Source organism: Dendronalium sp. ChiSLP03b, assembly GCF_034531165.2.
GTDB classification, from domain to species: domain Bacteria; phylum Cyanobacteriota; class Cyanobacteriia; order Cyanobacteriales; family Nostocaceae; genus Dendronalium; species Dendronalium minutum.
On the sequence record NZ_JAVRBR020000147.1, the window covers coordinates 84,287 to 102,138 of the forward strand.

The following is a 17,852-nucleotide window of genomic DNA, read 5'->3' on the forward strand; positions in this document are numbered from 1 at the left end:
CGCAAGCGATCGCGCCTCAGCGAGGATAGTAATTTAAATTTTGTGCTTGTTGCAACAATTGTGCGGCATTATTTGCCCATTGAGGATTATTTTGAGCATTGTATAAATCTCTGGCATATTGAAATACTTGCGCTGCTTCTGCAAACTGCTTTTGCTGCATAAAAACTAATCCGGCACCATAATAAGCATTAGGATAGTTGGAGTTAGCTTGGGCTGATTTTCTAAAAGCTTCTAATGCCTCTTGTAATTTGCCTTTACTAAACCAAATTGTCCCCAGATTATAATGAGCTTCTGGATATTTAGGATTAATTTTTAATGCCTGACGGAATGCTTCTCTTGCTCGATCGAGTTTGCCTTGCTGGAGATAACATATACCCATATGATAGGGAGGCTCAGGCGCATTTTTACTATATTCCATTGCTTTTTTAAAGGACGCGATCGCTTTTTCCCAATTCCCCTGCTGCTCTCGTACCAACCCTAAGTTATAGTGAGCAAAACCCAGTTTTGGTTCGAGTTGCAGCGCTCGTTGTAAGTAATCGTTCGCTTGTTGTAAATTATTTCCTTCTAACAATGCTCCGCCTAAATTGGCAAAGGCTAATGCAAAATTGGGATCGGCTTGGGTTGCTCGATAAAATGCTTCCGCAGCTGGTTTTAATTGCCCCGTTTGTCGCAGTGCTAGCCCTAAATTATAATGTGCTGCCGCTAACTTAGGATCTAGTTGGGTTGCTTGGTTAAAAGCAGCGATCGCATCTTGCGCCCTTCCCGCTTGAATTAACTGTAACCCTTGGTTTAACCAGTCTGTGGCAGTTTGACTTCTAGATTGTACCAGCCTTGCGGAGGGGCGGAGGGGCAAAGGAGTAGGGGGAGCAGGAGAAGCAGGGGGAGAGAGGAGATTACCTGCCATTAATAGCAAACTTATAATCCCTACTATACGATATTTATATAATGATAATCTCATTGATTCTTTGACTTGCAACAGTTTAAGTTACGTTTACTTCATACAAAGTTTTTTTACCAATAAGGTGTTCACAAAATTTATTACATTCTCCATCAAATTTTGTAATACTTAACTTTTCTTAAGCTAATTCTTACGACAAACTACAATTTTTTTTGCTTGTAATTAAAAAGAGGATAATGGCAAGTTAAGGAAGGGATAACCTTTCCCCCAGAGAAGAATTATCGATCCTTGCAAACACAGAATCATGCGGGTAAGAGTGACTTACCGCAAAGGAGGTTTTATGAACGAAAAAGTAAAATCGGGTTCGCGGAATGTTGCAATTGTTGGTCCTTATTTGAGTGGAAAAACTACATTACTAGAAAGCTTGTTATCTGTCACAGGGGCGATTTCCCGCAAAGGCAGTGTAAAGGATGGTAACACAGTCGGAGATAGTGCAGCAGAATCGCGCGATCGCCACATGAGTGTAGAGATTAGCGCGGCTAGCACCGACTATGAAGGGACTCGTTTCACCTTTATTGATTGTCCGGGTTCGGTGGAATTTGCCCAAGAAACATACAATGCTTTAATGGGAGTTGATGCGGCAATTGTAGTTTGCGAACCCATACGCGATCGCGTCCTCACCCTTGCTCCTCTATTTAAATTCTTAGACGATTGGGAAATTCCCCACCTTGTCTTTGTCAACAAAATGGATCGGGCAAATATTAACGTCTTGGAAACATTACATGCCATCAAAGCAGTTTCCAGTCGTCCTCTGGTAGCGCACCAATATCCCATCATGCAAGGGGAACAACTCACCGGCTTTATTGATATGGTGAGCGAACAGGCATACGCATATCATCCAGGCGCACCTGCTGATCCCATACCTTTTCCCGAAAACTTAAAAGACGAAGAACATGCAGCACGGGCAGAAATGCTCGAAGCCTTAGCAAATTTTGACGACCATTTACTCGAAGAACTTTTAGAAGATATAGAACCACCTCAAGAAGAAATTCTCAAAGATTTAAAAATGGAATTAGGGGCAGATTTAGTAGTGCCCGTCTTCTTTGGTGTAGCAGAACAAGATTATGGTGTTAGACCTTTGTTAGAAGCTTTGCTAAGGGAAGCACCCGAACCAGAAACCACAGCAGAACGTCGCTTAAAAAATTCAAAAGGCAACACACCCTTAGCACAGGTACTCAAAACTTATTACACTCCCCAAGGTGGCAAACTTTCTTTAGTGCGTGTTTGGCGGGGTAAATTAACCGATGGTATCGTCCTAAATGGCATTCGCGCTGGTGGAATCTATCGCCTCATGGGACAACAACAGCAATCAGTTAATGAAGCTGGTGCTGGTGAAATTGTGGCCTTGAGCCGTTTAGAGGGCATCAAGACAGGAGAGATACTTTCTACAGAGCAATCGGCGCTGGAATTACCCAAAGCTGAACAATTGGAACCAGTGTATGCTCTGGCCATTACACCAGAAAAGCGCAACGATGAAGTAAAACTCAGCAGTGCCATTACCAAACTGTTAGAAGAAGATCCTTCCCTGGCTTGGGAACAGCACGGCGACACCCACGAAGTTATCCTCTGGGGTCAAGGCGAAATTCATTTGCAAGTTGCCCTAGACAGACTGCGCCGCAAATATAACTTGCCGATGACAACCCACTTGCCACAAGTACCTTACAAAGAAACCATTCGTAAACCTGTGGCATCAGTTCACGGACGCTACAAGCACCAAAGCGGTGGTCACGGACAGTTTGGCGATGTTTTCCTGGATATCAAACCTCTACCACGCGGTGAAGGTTTTAACTTCAAAGAAACCATTGTTGGGGGTGTCGTTCCCAGACAGTACATTCCTGGGGTGGAAATGGGTGTGCGGGAGTTTCTAGTACACGGGCCTTTGGGCTTCCCCGTCGTGGATTTGGCAGTCACCCTAACCAACGGTTCTTACCATAGCGTCGATAGTTCCGAACAAGCCTTTAAGCAAGCTGCCCGACTGGCAATGCAAACGGGGATACCCCAGGCGCAACCTACCCTGTTAGAACCGATTTTGCGCGTCGCAGTGACAACACCCAGCGAATTTACTTCCAAGGTGCTGCAATTATTGAGTGGCAGACGGGGACAAATTTTAGGCTATGAGGGCAGAAACGATTGGCAAGGCTGGGATAATATAGCTGCATACTTGCCGCAAGCAGAGATGCAAAACTTTATTGTAGAGCTGCGATCGCTAACCCTCGGTGTTGGTTCTTTCCACTGGGAATATGACCATCTCCAAGAAGTGCCGGAAAAACTAGCCGAACGTGTCCTTGCTAGCAACGGCAATGGTAATGGTAACGGCAAGTAATTTGAGATTTGAGATTTTGGATTTATCTAGAATCTAATCTATTTTCTTTGTAGGGACACTCTTGATGGGTGTCCTTGCTTGTAGTTTATTTAAACATTCACGAATATCAAAGACTCTCGCGCGAGTATCAAAGACTTGTTCACGAATATCAAAGACTCTCGCGCGAGTATTAAAGACTTGTTCACGAATATCAAAGACTCTCGCGCGAGTATTAAAGACTCTCGCACTAATATCAAAGACTCATTCACGAAGCTCAAAGCTTCATTCACAAACTGGGATTAGTATAAAAACCTGATATACTCTCAGTAGTTTCTAGATGTGGAGTGATGGCGCGATCGCTTCGGGTAGCCTCAGAGTATCTTGAAAAAGTTAAGTCAGCACTTCAGCATAATGGCTATCCTAGCCAGCAGTCTTTAGCTTATGAAATAGAAATTTCTCTCTCCACAGTCGAAAGCTTTCTCAATGGTCAACCTGTTGACTATCTGAATTTTGTAGAACTTAGCCAGAAATTAGGGCTAGACTGGCAAGAAATTGCATACAAAGAACCAGAAACTCAACTACCTCGAACCTTGAGTGCAGAACAACAATTTAGATTAGAGAAGAAACGAGACGGACTTCAAGAAGCGTGGAATATCCAACACGAAAAAGTCAGCCGGATCAGGAGAGGGTTAGTAATTGAGACTGGAACGACAAATGAGTTTCAATTAGAACAGCAGTTGGAACGAGAAAAAGCTAAATTAGCAAATCTGGAAGCTGAACTTAATCAAATTGAAGCAGCACTGCAATTAGCTTTACAAACCCAAATATTAGAAAACCAAGTTCAATCTCCACTTAAACTCCAGCAAACAAATAAAGAAGCATCACCCTTCATCACAGGCGCACCCATCACCCAGCCGCGTTACTTTTTTGGGCGAGACAAGGAACTGAAACGCCTTTTCAACTTACTCAAACGCCATCCCCTGCAAAACGCTGCCATTATCGGTAAAAAACGCAGTGGTAAAACCTCTCTACTGCACTACTTAAAAAATATCACCACCACGCCAGTAGAACAGCTGCGTCCTGAGCAAAAATCTGATTGGCTATCGCATCCAAAAAATTATCAATGGGTATTCGTAGACTTACAAGACACACGAATGCAAAGCCGAGCAGGACTGTTAAAGTACATCCTAGAATCACTGAAGATGGAAGTCCCGACACCTTGCGATTTAGATCGTTTCATGGATGTAGTCAGCGATAATTTGTCTTCTCCCACAGTCATCTTATTGGATGAGATTAGTGTTGGCTTGCAACGCTGTTCAGAATTAGATGATGGCTTTTGGGAGAGTTTGCGGTCTTTGGCAACTAACCACACAGGCGGAAATTTGGCGTTTATCTTAGCTACCCCCGAATCACCCATTGAACTGGCGCGAAACACGGGACATAGTTCGCCTTTTTTCAATATTTTCGGCTACACCGCATATTTGAAAGCATTGACTGAGGCAGAAGCGCGAGAATTGATAGCGAGTTCGCCAATTGCTTTCACTGATGAAGATGTAGAGTGGATTTTGACACAAAGTTGCTGCTGGCCACTGTTATTGCAAATTCTGTGTAGAGAAAGATTATTTAGTTTAGAAGAAGGAGAGAATGATGATAATTGGCGTGAGGAAGGGTTAAGACAAATGAAATCATTTGCTCATTTATTAGATCACAAATAGCAGAGTAACTATGAAAGCACACCGAATTGAAACAAAATTAACTAAAAATGGAACTTTAATTCTTGAGGATTTACCATTTCAGGAAGGCGAAGCAGTAGAAATCATTATTTTAGAACGTTTTCCCAAACCTTCAGAATCTAATCCTTATCCTTTACGGGGAACAGTTATTCACTATGAAGATCCATTTGAGCCTCCTATACCTATAGAGGATTGGGAAGTCTTGCAATGATAAATCTAAATTGTCATTGCGAATGGAGCTAAGCGGAATGAAGCAATCGCAATGCCTCGCAGTGACCGTAAATATTTTTGTCCATCTACTTATAATTTTGCAGCGACAAATATCACAAAAATTTGTTATGACTGAGTTTCTATCACAAAGAAAGATTAGAAATGAGCGAGCAATATTATTTGTATATCATGACAAATAAATATAATACTGTCCTATATACAGGAGTAACAAACAATTTACAAAGGAGAGTTTATGAACACAAAGAGAAAATAATAGAAGGATTTACTAAGAAATACAACATTACTAAATTAGTTTATTACGAGGTATTTGAAGATGCTTATACAGCAATTAGTCGAGAAAAACAAATTAAAGCAGGCTCCAGACAAAAGAAAATTGATTTAGTCAATAGCATCAATCAAGAATGGAAAGACTTATATGATGGATTGTAAATTTTACTGGTGTGATTGCGATCGCACTAAAATGCAGCGTCGTAATCCTAGTCTTTGCGATTGCTTCATTCCGCTAGCGCTGCATTCGCAATGACAGAGTGTGTCATTGCGAGGAGGAACGACGAAGCAATCCCAGCCTTTGCGATCGCTAGGACATAGAGTTTTAAATAGGAGTGCAAAAACGTTGACCTCGCCACAACTACCCCCCAACGCCTACACCGATGAACCCCAGCAGCACCCCAACTTAATACTCGGTAGCCTGCAACTATTGTTCTGGCTTGTTTTCCGTCCTTCAGCTTGGCGTAACCATCTCAAGCGCATCGACCCTATTTTAGACACTGACTCCTCTTTGATGAGCTTGTTGAGACAAGGGCTATGGCGAAACCTTGCTTTGTGGAAGTTCTTCATCCAGGGATACTTCATCTTACCTATCCTATCTAACTTACTGCTGGGCTTAGTGCTGTGGGCATTGGGTGAACCAATCGCAAATGTAGCTTTTCGCGTGGCGGTAGGCGTGGCGTTCGGCGTGGCGTTCGGCGTGGCGTTCGGCGTGGCGGGAGGCGTGGCGGGAGGCGTGGCGGGAGGCGTAGCGTTCGGCGTGGCGTTCGGCGTGGCGGTAGGCGTGGCGGTAGGTGTGGCGGGAGGCGTGGCGTTCGGCGTGGCGTTCGGCGTGGCGGGAGGCGTGGCGTTCGGCGTGGCGGGAGGCGTGGCGTTCGGCGTGGCGGTAGGCGTGGCGTTCGGCGTGGCGGGAGGCGTGGCGTTCGGCGTGGCGTTCGGCGTGGCGGGAGGCGTGGCGTTCAGCATGGGGGCAACTATTAACTCTTGGCGGCCTGTTCTATCCTTTCCATTTTTCACCGTCTGGAATTACCTCCTCTATAGATTAGACAAAGGAAGTAATAGTAAAAGCCCTTGTTTATTGCGCTATCACTCCGCCTTCTGGGATGAGTGGCAGCGTTTACATCTGCCCGTCTTGGATAATCATCTCCTCTTTGTAATCGCACATAACCCAGTTGAAGGCAAAGCCGCCCTAGAATATCTAAGTACCAGTCCCCAACGCTGGGCAGCGCAAGCTGCACAAATTGAACTGAATGCACGCAGTTTAGAAGCTTGTACAAATGTAGAAGCTATCCGTCAAGTTCACCACAATTTGGTTATTGGTGAATTACAAAACCCAGCTAGCCCTCTGTTACGTCTTGCCCAACGTATCAGCCAAGATGTAGATGCTGCTCTCAATCAAGCAAGTGCTTACAACCAGCGCTTACTTCTCAGAGATGTTGCAGATAAATTAAATCTACAGTTGCAGGATTTCACTCGTAACAGCGATAAATACACTATTCGTTTCCGTCCAATAGCCAAAAGTTGGTATGAGATAGTAACTAACTACGCAGAAGAACTAGCTAAGATTACCGAACTCCGCCAAGAAATTGACTCACCTTACATCATTGGCGTACCTTTGACACTAGAGCAAGAAATTTTCACAGGGCGTGATGACATCGGTTTACGCATCGAGCAATTATTGCGCGATCGCCGTCGCCCACCTCTGCTACTCTATGGTCAGCGACGTATGGGTAAAACTTCCCTGCTCAACAACATCGGCAAGTTATTACCTAATACCATCATCCCCATGTTTGTAGACTTGCAAGGCGCGCCCTCATCAGCCAGTGACTATACAGGGTTTCTCTACAACCTTGCCAGAGGAATGATAAATTCAGCCCAAAAACACAGCTTTACCTTGCCACCCCTCAGCCGGGAAATTCTTGCCAACGATCCCTTCACCCGCTTTGATGAATGGTTAGACGAGGTAGAGCAGAGACTCGAAGAAAATACAGCATTACTGATGCTAGATGAATTCGAGGTGTTAGACAGTGCCATAAGCAAAGGTCGCTTTGACGAACAAGATGTCTTGGGAATGCTGCGTCACCTCATCCAACATCGTCCCCGCTTCAAGGTGTTACTGGCTGGCTCCCATACTATCGAAGAATATCAATGCTGGGCTAGTTATCTAATTAACGTCCAAGTAGTGCATATCTCTTACCTCAAAGAAGAGGAAGCACGGCAATTAATTGAACGTCCCGTTAAAGATTTTACCCTCCGCTACGAACCGGACGCTGTTGAGCGAGTTCTGCAACTCACCCGCTGTCACCCATTTTTAGTACAACTACTCTGCGCGGAAATTGTCGTTCTCAAAAACGAGCAAGATCCCTCTATCCGGCGATTAGCAACCTTAGCCGATGTCGAAGCAGCGATACCGGAAGCTTTGCAAAGTGGGGGCTTTTTCTTTGCCGACATTCAAAACAACCAAGTAGACACCACCGGACAGGCTATGTTACGTTTTATCGCTGCTCAAGGGGAAGGGGCTATAGTCAGCCGCCAAACTCTATTGCAAGAGTTCTCTAGTGCTGATATTACTCTCAACTTGCTGTTGCAACGTGAGTTAATTGAGGAAGTTGGCGACAGCTATCGCTTTCAGGTGGAGTTGATTCGCCGCTGGTTTACCCGCTAGAAGCTGCTTGCCTATATGTATCAACCTGAAAGTAAAACGGTATTAGGTGATAAGTAGATGAACAAAAATATTTACAGTCATTGCGTTGGCGCAGCTTTCCCGGTACGAAGCGAAGCAATCCCAGCCCTTGCGATTGCTTCATTCCGCTTTGCTCCATTCACAGTGACGTTGTGTAATTAATTCTGTTCGACTACTGAGGTGTTGTTCTAACCAATCCTCTAAATCAGCCAGTACCTCTTGATAATTTAGATCGTTCTGAAGCTCGTGATAGGCTTCAGGATAAACTATTCGCAGCTTATCTGCGTAAGTTACCTGCTGATAAAAGATTTCGCCTCCCTCTGGCAGCGTCACTCGGTCTGCGCCACCGTGGAGAATCAATAGCGGCAATTGCCAATCAGTGACATGGGCATTAACCCAAGCGGCTGTGGCAAAGAATTCTGTTGCCAGACGGGCACTGCCTAACGTATGGCGTAGTTCATCTTGGGCATAGGCAGCTAAAACCTTCTCATCTCGCGAACCGGCAGATAAATCCATACCAGTACTCAGGGTGAAACGCGGCCAAACTCGTGAGAGTAGATATCCTAAGATGAGGCGGGTTTTTGACACTCCAACTTTCCCTAGGGCTGGCGCTAAGGCAATTACACCTTGCAATGCAGATGCTTCTTGTGGATAACGTAGAACGTAGTCTAAAACAATCACTGAGCCTAAACTATGACCCAAAATAAAAATAGGGCTTTCTGGTTGCTGGATTTTAATTAACTGGAGAAAAGCTTGCAAGTCTTCGCGGAACTCAGCCCATGAGTTGATATGACCTCGCTGACCTGGTGAATGTCCATGACCGCGCAAATCGAAGCTGTAGACAGCATATTCCTTGGGTATTAGATGTTCAACTACGTTACCGTATCTTCCACTGTGCGCTCCGATTCCATGCACAATAGCTAACACTGCCTTCACCTTAGCCTCTGGATACCAGCTTTGGTAATACAGTTCCAGTCCCTCAACACCTCTAAATGTGCCTTCTTTGTGAGACACTTTGCAAACGCTGTGGTCAATCATACGGTTAATTCTTGACGTTTTTTCCCAGCAGACTACTAGCTTATCAAGATACATAGCTTCTAGCTGTGGGAGGAATCACTGGTAACTTTAGTTGTTACACATCGAAATATGAACAAAACAATTAAATTTTAAAACCACAGCTTATAACCGTAGGTTATTTCATATTTTGCGCTCAAGAATTATGATTTGTTCATGAATTCAAGGTGGATGTTATCAAAAGTTCTTCTAGCGAATCTTTTCGGGAAGACCTAGCTGATGGGGTAACTTCCCAAATTCATGCCGATGAAAAAACAACCAACCTGACATCTAACTATCAGCAGGAAAATGGTAGACCGTCAGAAACTTTGATACCTTTAACTGCTGCAAGCATCAAGCGGGTGCAAGAGGGTGTGGCTGCGGCAGGCGATCGCGCTGTTCGCCATACAATAGAATCAATTCTCCATCGTCTGGAAGCCATCGATCGCGAGCATCCAGAACCTAGAGTTCATGCTATCGTGCGGCGGTTTGTATTGCGATCGCTCATTCATATCCTTTTTAGGGTACAGGTCGAACACCTCGACAAGATTCCTCAAGAACCAGCAATTTTAGCAGTCAACCATCTCCACCACATCGATCCTTTGCTACTGCTGGCAGAACTACCCACCCAACCCCACTATTACATTCTGGGTGATGCTCGCACCCTTTATAACAAGTGGTGGAAGCGCCTCATCTTACGTTTGGCGGGGGGTGTCATTCCATTAGAACGGATATGGAAAGAAGAAGTCGCCGTCATCGCAGCAGCTAAAGCAGGACGGCAAGACCTTGTTGATTTAGCTACAACAATTGAAAAAACTGTACCCACAGGCGGAGATATACAAACACTGCGACAAATAGACCGCATTGTGTTGGGAATTCTGGCTAGCGGGGATGGGATGGTTCTCTTTCCCGAAGGAAGACTGGGAAACACAGAGAGTAAATTGCATCTCCCCCTCAAGCGAGGGACTGTAATTTACGCCTTACGCGCTGGAGTACCGATAGTACCAGTCATCCTCATCGGGACTCATGACCTTTATCTAGGCAAAAAGTTAATTATTCGATTTGGTGAACCTTTGCATTTTTCTCAAACCACCAGACCGAAGCGACAAGAAGTAGACTTAGCTTTGGAGACATTACAGAAGGCAATGCTTGATTTATTACCAAATGATTATCAGGAAAAAGCAGGAGTAAAACTATTTCGTTATTTCCTCAATCACATGTTGTGGTAAGTAGAAGGCAGAAGGCAGAAAGTAGAAAGTAGAAAATTAAAAACTTCATTTTCTCTACAAACTTTTTCATTCGTTATTGGTTCATGTCGTTTATAACAGCTACTTCAAAGGTTATTTCTCTAAAAAGTTTGTAATTTTGAAATTTGAAGTTCCTTCCCAACAGTGGTTCAAAAATGCACTAACCTGAGCATTTGCTGAATCAGCCAATTCTCTAGAAGCGTTAAACTGCACTGCTGTCACAATGTATTCAAAAATAATTACAAACTGTTTTTGAGGTGAAATTCTTTCAACTACAATCGTTTCACCTACCTTGGGAATTTGAGGTAGATTCACCACAAATGTCTCAATTTTCGGTTTATCTAATGGATTTTTGAAATTGAAGTATTTACAGTAAACAATAATTTTCACGTAGAAAACCACCAATAACGTTTAACAATTTAATATTCAAACTTCCAAGTTTGAAAACTAAAAATTAAATTATAGCGGTTCTTGACTACCTGTAATACGTTAGTCGTTAAGTAGTCAGGAGGTAGAATAATGATATCTCCTGACTCTTGAATTGTAAAAATATTTGAAATTGAAAGTTCAATGTCTACTAGCTTTCTTTCCTCCTAATAGCCCTTGGAAAAAATAAAAAATATTTACAAATATCTTTTCGAGCCAGAGCATAGCACGATCGAGCCATTCTAAAAGTAGCTCTAGAGGGTGCTTCTCATAGCCCATTGAAATTGCTTTAGTTTCTATCCAATCCGGCTTTGCCTCAACTTCAGTGCCTAGGCGATGCTGTTGAGAAATTTCTCCATTATGACTCTCACTTCTAGATCGAGAAATACTAGCTGTTGTTTGTCTAGCAGAGGTTATTTTTCCAGATGTTCTTTGAGTTGAGGTGCGATCGCGGACTGATTTTTGATTTTGCACCAATCCAGATTCAGATTTCGGTCGTTGTATCAACTTTTTGGGCGGAAATATCGGTGTTGATAGACCGGGAGCTAGAGGAGGATTTATACTTGAGGACGGTATGACTAACTTGTTAGCAACCGTCCCATTACCAAACAAGTCATCCCAATTTAGCCAAGGATCTACTGCTAAATCATCATTCTGTAACTGATTACTTTTGGGCAGAAATACAGAACGGCGATAAGCTAAAAGTTTAGCTTGTGACTGTCCATGAGGGTCGCTCGTCTCTAGTTTTTTGCCTTTGCTAACACCAAAAAAATAATTTAGCGCCGCTTCAAGTAAAGCCTGAAAATCCAGTGTATGAGGTTCCAAATCATCAGCAGTAACTGTTATGTTTCCTCTATCAGCTAACTGTTCTTTTCCATAAATAAATATGTTTAGCTGAGTTTGGGCAACTTTAACAATTTCCTGGCTGCGCTGTTGCACGGGTATGATAGCATTTGCTTCCAACTTGGCAACAAACGTGTCGATAAATGCTAACATCCTGTCAGTATTAAGTAAATCTTTTGGTGTACCTTCAGCTAAGGCTGGCGTGTTATCTGTATTTCCGCCAGTAAGCTTTATCAATAACTGGTTAATTTCCGGTAATAAATTTGTTTGTTTAGCTTCAGCCAACCGCCAATAATGCCAGTAGTTAGCAACTTCACTAATAATTCTGTCTTCTAATTTTGACTGTTGTTGGGGTGTCAAAATATCCAGAATCTCATTGTTGGCGCAGACGAGTACCAACTTACGATTCTCCAAATTTGTGGCAATTCCCTGCACCACTAAAGGATTATGCTTGAGAGCATCCTCTGCCTTTGAGGAGTTGAGACTTCCTGCTAAGTTATCTGTAATTGTTAGGGATTGAGAAAGACTAGGGTTGGTTGTGGGATGAAAAAATTTTTGCCACCAAGACACTAAGGTAATTGGGGACTGGAGAACTCGGAACCCTCTCTGGGGATTAGGGACAATTGGGAACTTGGAATCCTCTCTGGAGATTAAGGGCAATGGGGACTGGGATGAAAAACTTACATCTTTTTTTCCAATCCCTAGTTCTAGAGTTTTTAAGGAAGTAACAGTAGACGGCAAATTCTGGACTGACTCTAGTACACGCTGAATGGCGATATCAGGATTTGGGGGAGTTTCAGGCTGGAACTCGTTATCATTTGGTTGTAACTTCAGCCGGGATTGTGATTCTTTTGCAGATAGTGTTTTCCCTGCCGATTCAACTGACTGAAACAGTTGATATACACGGGCAAGTAGTACTTCCACACTCCATTTACTGGCAACTTGCAAATGCCGAAAGGTGTGTTCCCACTTTTCTGTCAACCGCCGAGATTGCTGGTGGACAAAGTTAAAGAGTCTGCTTTGATAACGACCAGAAGAACCAGAAGACATGGTGATGATTTTTTAGTTTGAGTCTTGTTTAGTTGTGAGACTCCCGCCAAACAATAAAAACTACAATCTGTTAATTATCGTAAGTGCCCTCATCTTAGCGAAAATATGACCTCTATTGGATCTCAATCTCATACTGAATTCATCTTGCAAGCAATTGAGCAATTACGCTCTTGTTCTCAAGTTAATATTCAATCTACTTGGTTATATCAAGAATCTAACCAAGCGATCGCTGATGTTATTGCATCTGATTTGTCTGATTGGCAACCAGCCCAGCTAAATGCCAAAGGTCATATTGCTTGGACAGGCGGCAAAAAAATGCTATGGCTGGTGCAAAGATTAGTAGTTCCCCAAGATTTACAGAGTTATTCCCTAGCAGGGTTGTCTTTGCGACTGGCACTGGTTTGGTGGGCAGATGCTGCGGAGATTTACGTGAATGGCAAGTTGGTGCTAGAGGGAGATTTATTTGATTGTTCGCCAAGAGTGCTTCTCAGTCGAGGGGTAACACCTGGTGAAGAATTTATTGTGGCTTTGCGGTTAGTGAGTCCGGGACATTGTGATGGTGCTTTAGTGCGATCGCTCCTTATTTATGAATCTATAGATGATAATAAGCCCGATCCGGGGTTTGTGGCTGATGAGTTGGCGGTGACACAACTTTATTTAGAAAGGTTTGCGCCGGAGAGGTTAGCTGTTTTAGCGGAGGCGGTAGGGGAAATTACGAACCGCCAAGACGCAAAGGACACAAAGGAAGAATGTGAAAGGAAACTTTCTGCTATTCGCCAACACCTCTCTCAATCCCAAATCCCAAATCTAAAATCTAAAATCTATTTGTTGGGTCATGCTCACTTAGATTTAGCATGGCTTTGGCCTGTGAATGAAACTTGGAATGCAGCCCAAAACACTTTCGCATCGGTTCTCAAGCTGCAAGAAAATTTTCCTGAGTTAATTTTCTGTCATTCGACTCCAGCGCTATACGCTTGGATTGAAGAACATCGCCCGGATTTATTTCAGGCAATTCAAGAGGCGGTAGCTGCTGGACGTTGGGAAGTAATCGGCGGTTTGTGGGTGGAACCGGAACTCAATCTGATTGCTGGTGAATCGATCGCCCGTCAGCTATTGTATGGTCAGCGCTATATTCAAGAAAAATTTGGCAAGCTTTCGACTATTGTCTGGGTTCCGGATACTTTTGGCTTCTGTGCAACTTTACCGCAGTTTTTCGCTAATGCAGGTATTGAGTATTTTGTCACGCAGAAGTTGCGGTGGAATGATGCTAATAAGTTTGATTATGGAGCTTTTTGGTGGCGATCGCCCGACGGTAGCGAAGTGTTTAGTTTGATGTCTGCACCCATTGGTGAAGGTATCGACCCGGTTAAAATGGCATCTTACTCTCTGGAATGGCAAGCCCAAACCAAGTTACCAGAATCTCTTTGGCTTCCTGGTGTCGGCGACCACGGCGGCGGCCCTACACGTGATATGTTAGAAATCGCCCAACGCTGGCAAAAGTCTCCTGTCTTCCCAGAAATAGAATTTACTACCGCTGAAAAGTATTTACAGCAAATCAGTGGAGTAAAAGCAGAAAGTGAAAACTTCCCCGCGTCCCCTACCTTTCCTACTTGGAACGATGAACTATACTTAGAATTCCATCGCGGTTGCTACACTACCCACGCAGATCAAAAGCGTTGGAATCGTCGTTGTGAAGGATTATTATATGAGGCTGAATTATTCGCTACTTTAGCAACCATTAGTTGCGGCGTGACATATCCCAAAGCCGAAATCGAAGCCGCTTGGAAGCAAGTATTATTTCAACAATTTCACGATATTTTACCTGGTTCTTCGATTACCCAAGTATATGTAGATGCGTTACCCGAGTGGCAGCAAGTCGAACAAGTAGGAACGAAGATATTACAAGAGTCACTGCTAGCGATCGCATCTCACACTACCATACCAGAACCACCACACCCTGAAGCCCAACCGATATTCATCTTTAATTCTCTCAATTGGGTGCGATCGCAGGTAGTGGAAATTGTATTCCCAGACCTAGAACTTGAGCAAAGCTTTGACTGGCAAATTTGCGACCCACAGGGAAATGAGGTATCCTCTCAAGAGCGTTTTATTGGGCCAAGACGTAGACGCACTGGTGAAACGCCCATAATGTCAGTTTCTTTTTTAGCAAATGAGATTCCTGCTTGTGGTTATCGTATCTTTTGGCTTTGTCCGTGTAAACCTTCGTTGCAATCCTCTAACCCCCTTGGAGAAGAGTATGTTCTAGAAAACGAATATCTACGAGTTACAGTTGACCAACTAACAGGTGATTTATCTAGCATCTTTGACAAAATTCATCAGCGCGAAGTTCTTAGTGGTTTAGGTAATCAACTGCAAGCTTTCCAAGATAGTGGACAATACTGGGATGCGTGGAATATCGATCCAAATTATGCCCAGCATCCTTTACCACCCGCTAAACTATCATTTATTTCTCATCTAGAACAAGGAATGTTACGCAGTCGCGTGCGTGTAGTGCGAACAATAGGTCAGTCAGAATTTCGGCAAGATTATATCCTAGAAAAAGGGTCTGCTGTTCTCAAAATTAAAACACATGTTGATTGGCAAGAAAATCAGGTTTTAGTGAAAGCTGCTTTTCCTCTCACCGTCGAATCAGACTTTGCTACCTATGAAATTCCCTGTGGCGCTATTCGTCGCCCAACTAAACCCCAAACCCCCGCAGAACAGGCAAAATGGGAAGTCCCCGCTTTACGTTGGGCTGATTTGACTGGGGAGACAGAACAGGGTATGTACGGTGTAAGTTTACTCAATGATTGTAAATATGGTTACGATAGTCAGCCAAATCAACTACGTTTAACACTACTACGTAGTCCTAATTGGCCAGACCCAGAAGCTGACCGAGGCGTTCACGAATTTACTTATGCTTTGTATCCCCACACTAATAGCTGGGAAACAGCCCATACTATACGGTGTGGCTATGAATTGAATACACCATTGCAAGTAGTAGTGAATCCACCAAACATTCAACACCCAGTACTCAGCACTCCTGAAGGATTGAGTTTCTTGGATTTGTGCGCTGAAAATTTAATCTTGATGGCTTTGAAGCCATCTGAAGATGATCCTCAAGAATTGATTCTCCGGTGTTATGAATGTCACGGAGAAACAGCAGAGTTATCTTTACAAAGTGATTTAGGTTTGAATCTAGGAGATACAGTAGATTTGTTAGAGCGTTGCTCCTCGATCGCTGAATTCTCATCAACGAAACAAATCTTGACGATACAGCCTTGGAAAATCGCTAGTTTCAAACTGATACCAGCGGATAATTCCGTAGGTAAATGAGCTAATGGTCAGTGGTCAGTAGTTTTTGCTACTGACCACTGTATGGGTGCAAAGTCTTGCGTCCCTCCTGACTAATTACTCTTGATTCATCTAGTCTTCGTGGTCTTCAAAAGGGTCTGCCAGTTGCTTGCTAGGAGGTCCAAAGGAAGTATAAATGGCAAAGCCTGTGATGGCAACCAGTATGACACCTACGGAAATGCTAAGAACTATTGCGGGTTCCATAAATTAGAGATAGATTATGAGTGCTATTCTTATAGAATATTACAGAAGATTAAAAAAAGCTTTGGCAACTAATCTTAGGTGAACTATGGCACAACGGACTAGGTTGGGAGATATCCTGAGACCTCTGAATTCTGAGTATGGTAAGGTCTCCCCAGGTTGGGGTACGACCCCTGTAATGGCTGTTTTTATGCTGCTATTTTTCGTGTTTTTGCTAATTATTCTGCAACTTTACAATAAGACAATCTTGGTTCAGGATGTTCTTGTCGATTGGCGGAGTTTAGGCAACTAACTGATACACAGCGATTAAGCTGGCGTAATCAGCAAACCTACACCCGGCTTGTCCGGGTTTTTTTATTGGAGGTTAGTTGGTAGTTGTCAAGTGTTTTTTGCTTTACTACTGACCCTTAACCAACGATCGCTAACTATTGACTAGACTACATATGTGAATTGATGCAACGATTTGAGATACAGGAGACACAAAAATGAACATATTTGGTATCGGTCTGCCAGAAATGGCTCTAATTATGGTAGTAGCATTGTTAATCTTTGGACCGAAAAAGCTACCAGAGATTGGGCGTAGTTTAGGCAAAGCAATTCGCGGTTTTCAAGAAGCTTCTAATGAATTTCAAAGCGAGTTCAAGCGGGAAGCCGAACAACTGGAACAAGCTGTGAAAACTACTGCTGAAATTGAACCCAAGCAAATCGAAGCAGTAAAATCCGAGCAAGATACCGCTGGTTCCTCCCAAGCGACTTAGGATGCAGCGAATTGATTAATTGTAGGTAAATGACAGAAGCTGTTACGCAACCAGCTATAGTGATTCCCCAACTAATTGTCGGGTTGGGGAATCCAGAGCCTAAGTATGAGCAAACACGTCACAATATTGGCTTTGCTGCTGTAGATGCTCTCTCGCGGTTTTGGCAAATTCCCATAGCGGAAAATCGCAAGTTTCAGGGTCAGTATGGCGAAGGTATGGCACCGGGTGGAGGTAAAATCCGTTTACTGAAACCACTGACCTATATGAATCGCTCAGGACAGTCAATACAAGCCGTGACGAGCTGGTATAAATTACAACCAGAATCTGTGCTGGTGATTTATGACGATATGGACTTGCCTTTGGGAAAGACTCGCCTACGCTTATCTGGTTCTGCTGGCGGACATAATGGCATGAAGAGTGCGATCGCACATCTTAGCACCCAAAACTTCCCCCGTTTGCGAATCGGCATTGGTAAACCCAAAGATGCCGCTAATGCTGATAACTCCGAATCTATTTCCCATGTGCTAGGAAGATTTTCTGCTGCTGAAACTCAATTAATGTCTCTTGTACTTGAGTTTGTAGTTGAGTGTGTAGAACTAAGCCTGAAACAGGGAGTAGAAAAGGCAATGAATCGTTGTAATAGCCGCACTATAGAAAACGAGCAATAATCTGTTGTCAGTATTATTCTCCTTGTCCCCATATCTTTGCGTCCCTGCTCAAAACAAGATACCCGCACCCTAGTCAGG

At 43.5% G+C, this 17,852-nt stretch carries 15 protein-coding genes; 10 read left to right on the forward strand and 5 right to left on the reverse strand.

Annotated elements, in window-relative coordinates; genetic code table 11:
- Positions 1-16 precede the first annotated feature (16 nt).
- Positions 17-958 (reverse strand): tetratricopeptide repeat protein, encoded by a 942-nt coding sequence (locus RMY31_RS33895; RefSeq protein ID WP_322658674.1) that lies wholly within the window; start codon positions 956-958, stop codon positions 17-19.
- Positions 959-1,238: 280 nt separating this feature from the next.
- On the opposite strand from RMY31_RS33895, the gene RMY31_RS33900 reads away from it, so the two are divergent.
- The 5 genes from RMY31_RS33900 (at position 1,239) to RMY31_RS33920 (ending at position 8,156) form a co-directional block, all read left to right on the forward strand.
- Positions 1,239-3,281, forward strand: coding sequence for an elongation factor G (locus RMY31_RS33900; RefSeq protein ID WP_322658673.1), 2,043 nt, complete (start codon positions 1,239-1,241; stop codon positions 3,279-3,281).
- Positions 3,282-3,607: 326 nt separating this feature from the next.
- On the forward strand, positions 3,608-4,975 hold the full coding sequence (locus RMY31_RS33905; protein ID WP_322658671.1) for an ATP-binding protein: 1,368 nt from the start codon (positions 3,608-3,610) through the stop codon (positions 4,973-4,975).
- A 10-nt stretch (positions 4,976-4,985) separates the two neighbouring features.
- Positions 4,986-5,204 carry a hypothetical protein gene (locus RMY31_RS33910; protein WP_322658670.1) on the forward strand — a complete coding sequence of 73 codons (219 nt, stop codon included), beginning with the start codon at positions 4,986-4,988 and terminating at the stop codon, positions 5,202-5,204.
- Between the two features lie 161 nt (positions 5,205-5,365).
- Complete coding sequence (locus RMY31_RS33915) at positions 5,366-5,653, forward strand: GIY-YIG nuclease family protein (protein ID WP_322658669.1); 288 nt, start codon at positions 5,366-5,368, stop codon at positions 5,651-5,653.
- 184 nt (positions 5,654-5,837) lie between these two features.
- Positions 5,838-8,156, forward strand: coding sequence for an AAA family ATPase (locus RMY31_RS33920; RefSeq protein WP_409879246.1), 2,319 nt, complete (start codon positions 5,838-5,840; stop codon positions 8,154-8,156).
- Positions 8,157-8,294: 138 nt separating this feature from the next.
- On the opposite strand, the gene RMY31_RS33925 is transcribed toward RMY31_RS33920, so the two are convergent.
- Entirely contained in the window at positions 8,295-9,212 is a 918-nt protein-coding gene (locus RMY31_RS33925) for an alpha/beta hydrolase (protein WP_322658667.1), read from the reverse strand.
- A 299-nt stretch (positions 9,213-9,511) separates the two neighbouring features.
- Here RMY31_RS33925 and RMY31_RS33930 point away from each other — a divergent pair, with 299 nt between their 5' ends.
- The gene (locus RMY31_RS33930; RefSeq protein ID WP_322658684.1) at positions 9,512-10,456 is read left to right on the forward strand and encodes a 1-acyl-sn-glycerol-3-phosphate acyltransferase; all 945 of its coding nucleotides are present in this window, start codon (positions 9,512-9,514) and stop codon (positions 10,454-10,456) included.
- Positions 10,457-10,567: 111 nt separating this feature from the next.
- On the opposite strand, the gene RMY31_RS33935 is transcribed toward RMY31_RS33930, so the two are convergent.
- Positions 10,568-10,864, reverse strand: coding sequence for a hypothetical protein (locus RMY31_RS33935; RefSeq protein ID WP_322658666.1), 297 nt, complete (start codon positions 10,862-10,864; stop codon positions 10,568-10,570).
- Positions 10,865-11,041: 177 nt separating this feature from the next.
- Complete coding sequence (locus RMY31_RS33940) at positions 11,042-12,793, reverse strand: hypothetical protein (RefSeq protein WP_322658665.1); 1,752 nt, start codon at positions 12,791-12,793, stop codon at positions 11,042-11,044.
- A gap of 105 nt (positions 12,794-12,898) precedes the next feature.
- Between RMY31_RS33940 and RMY31_RS33945 the strand changes: the two genes are divergently transcribed.
- Positions 12,899-16,129, forward strand: coding sequence for an alpha-mannosidase (locus tag RMY31_RS33945; RefSeq protein ID WP_322658664.1), 3,231 nt, complete (start codon positions 12,899-12,901; stop codon positions 16,127-16,129).
- A 90-nt stretch (positions 16,130-16,219) separates the two neighbouring features.
- On the opposite strand, the gene psbN is transcribed toward RMY31_RS33945, so the two are convergent.
- The gene (gene psbN, locus RMY31_RS33950) at positions 16,220-16,351 is read right to left on the reverse strand and encodes a photosystem II reaction center protein PsbN (protein ID WP_322658663.1); all 132 of its coding nucleotides are present in this window, start codon (positions 16,349-16,351) and stop codon (positions 16,220-16,222) included.
- Positions 16,352-16,436: 85 nt separating this feature from the next.
- Here psbN and psbH point away from each other — a divergent pair, with 85 nt between their 5' ends.
- From psbH to pth, 3 genes are all read left to right on the forward strand, one after another.
- Positions 16,437-16,640, forward strand: coding sequence for a photosystem II reaction center phosphoprotein PsbH (gene psbH / locus RMY31_RS33955; protein WP_322658662.1), 204 nt, complete (start codon positions 16,437-16,439; stop codon positions 16,638-16,640).
- A 193-nt stretch (positions 16,641-16,833) separates the two neighbouring features.
- On the forward strand, positions 16,834-17,106 hold the full coding sequence (locus RMY31_RS33960; protein ID WP_322658661.1) for a TatA/E family twin arginine-targeting protein translocase: 273 nt from the start codon (positions 16,834-16,836) through the stop codon (positions 17,104-17,106).
- 29 nt (positions 17,107-17,135) lie between these two features.
- Positions 17,136-17,774: an aminoacyl-tRNA hydrolase gene (gene pth, locus RMY31_RS33965; protein ID WP_322658660.1), complete on the forward strand. Its 639-nt coding sequence runs from the start codon at positions 17,136-17,138 to the stop codon at positions 17,772-17,774.
- Positions 17,775-17,852 lie beyond the last annotated feature (78 nt).

Excerpts from the sequence above, each read along its gene's own strand:
- RMY31_RS33895 (WP_322658674.1), bottom strand. The coding sequence starts at position 958 with ATGAGATTATCATTATATAAATATCGTATAGTAGGGATTATAAGTTTG.
- RMY31_RS33940 (WP_322658665.1), bottom strand. The coding sequence starts at position 12,793 with ATGTCTTCTGGTTCTTCTGGTCGTTATCAAAGCAGACTCTTTAACTTT.
- RMY31_RS33945 (WP_322658664.1), top strand. The coding sequence starts at position 12,899 with ATGACCTCTATTGGATCTCAATCTCATACTGAATTCATCTTGCAAGCA.
- RMY31_RS33925 (WP_322658667.1), bottom strand. The coding sequence starts at position 9,212 with ATGATTGACCACAGCGTTTGCAAAGTGTCTCACAAAGAAGGCACATTT.
- RMY31_RS33910 (WP_322658670.1), top strand. The coding sequence starts at position 4,986 with ATGAAAGCACACCGAATTGAAACAAAATTAACTAAAAATGGAACTTTA.
- RMY31_RS33905 (WP_322658671.1), top strand. The coding sequence starts at position 3,608 with ATGGCGCGATCGCTTCGGGTAGCCTCAGAGTATCTTGAAAAAGTTAAG.
- psbH (WP_322658662.1), top strand. The coding sequence starts at position 16,437 with ATGGCACAACGGACTAGGTTGGGAGATATCCTGAGACCTCTGAATTCT.
- RMY31_RS33960 (WP_322658661.1), top strand. The coding sequence starts at position 16,834 with ATGAACATATTTGGTATCGGTCTGCCAGAAATGGCTCTAATTATGGTA.
- psbN (WP_322658663.1), bottom strand. The coding sequence starts at position 16,351 with ATGGAACCCGCAATAGTTCTTAGCATTTCCGTAGGTGTCATACTGGTT.
- RMY31_RS33915 (WP_322658669.1), top strand. The coding sequence starts at position 5,366 with ATGAGCGAGCAATATTATTTGTATATCATGACAAATAAATATAATACT.
- RMY31_RS33900 (WP_322658673.1), top strand. The coding sequence starts at position 1,239 with ATGAACGAAAAAGTAAAATCGGGTTCGCGGAATGTTGCAATTGTTGGT.
- pth (WP_322658660.1), top strand. The coding sequence starts at position 17,136 with ATGACAGAAGCTGTTACGCAACCAGCTATAGTGATTCCCCAACTAATT.